This window comes from Bartonella jaculi (assembly GCF_039543045.1).
GTDB lineage: Bacteria > Pseudomonadota > Alphaproteobacteria > Rhizobiales > Rhizobiaceae > Bartonella > Bartonella jaculi.
In genome coordinates this window covers 1-1190 of sequence record NZ_BAABIZ010000122.1, presented here as the reverse complement: position 1 = coordinate 1190, position 1190 = coordinate 1, and the positions used below count along the sequence as shown (strand labels likewise).

Here is a 1190-nt window from a genome sequence, read left to right as displayed (position 1 = left end):
CAACACCTACTATCTACTCAATGATCTTAGAAACGATACCTGCACCAACAGTACGACCACCTTCACGAATAGCAAAACGAAGCTTCTCTTCCATCGCTATCGGAACAATCAAAGACACATCCATCGCAACATTGTCTCCAGGCATAACCATCTCCGTTCCTTCCGGAAGCGTAACAATCCCCGTAACATCCGTCGTACGGAAGTAAAACTGTGGACGATAATTGGTAAAAAATGGTGTATGACGACCGCCTTCATCTTTCGTTAAAATGTAAGCCTCTGCTTTAAATCTAGTATGTGGAGTAACTGAACCAGGCTTTGCTAAAACTTGCCCACGCTCAATCCCTTCACGATCAACCCCACGAAGCAGTGCACCAATATTATCACCAGCCTGACCTTGATCCAAAAGCTTGCGGAACATCTCAACCCCTGTAACTGTCGTCTTAGAAGTGGGACGAATACCGATAATCTCGATTTCCTCACCAACTTTAATAACACCACGCTCAACACGACCAGTCACAACTGTTCCACGACCAGATATCGAAAAAACATCTTCTATCGGCATCAAAAAAGGCTGATCAACAGGACGCTCTGGAGTCGGTATATAATTATCAACTTCACTCATCAAAAGACGAACCGCATCTTCACCAATGCTTTTATCTTTATCTTCAAGAGCTGCCAACGCTGAACCTTTAACTATTGGGATATCATCTCCTGGAAAATCATACTTCGATAAAAGCTCACGCACTTCAAGCTCAACAAGCTCCAAAAGCTCAGCATCATCAACCTGATCAACCTTATTAAGAAAAACCACAATCGCTGGAACACCAACCTGACGCGCTAGAAGTATATGCTCACGGGTCTGAGGCATCGGGCCATCAGCAGCAGAAACAACCAAAATCGCACCATCCATCTGCGCAGCTCCCGTGATCATGTTCTTCACATAATCCGCGTGTCCAGGACAATCAACATGGGCATAGTGACGCTTCTCTGTTTCATATTCAACATGCGCCGTAGAAATAGTAATCCCACGTGCTCGTTCCTCTGGTGCCGCATCAATTTGATCATACGCTTTAAATTCACCAAAATACTTCGTAATCGCCGCTGTTAGCGAAGTCTTCCCATGGTCAACGTGACCAATCGTACCAATATTAACATGCGGCTTCGTACGTTCAAATTTGCTCTTTGCCATT

Annotated in this window: 1 protein-coding gene; it reads right to left on the bottom strand. The window is 44.7% G+C overall.

Annotated features, from left to right (window positions below; all coding sequences use genetic code 11):
• Nucleotides 1-13: 13 nt before the first annotated feature.
• Nucleotides 14-1189: an elongation factor Tu gene (gene tuf / locus ABD915_RS09700; protein WP_078691533.1), complete on the bottom strand. Its 1176-nt coding sequence runs from the start codon at nucleotides 1187-1189 to the stop codon at nucleotides 14-16.
• Nucleotide 1190 lies beyond the last annotated feature (1 nt).

Excerpts from the sequence above, each read along its gene's own strand:
- tuf (WP_078691533.1), bottom strand. The coding sequence starts at position 1,189 with ATGGCAAAGAGCAAATTTGAACGTACGAAGCCGCATGTTAATATTGGT.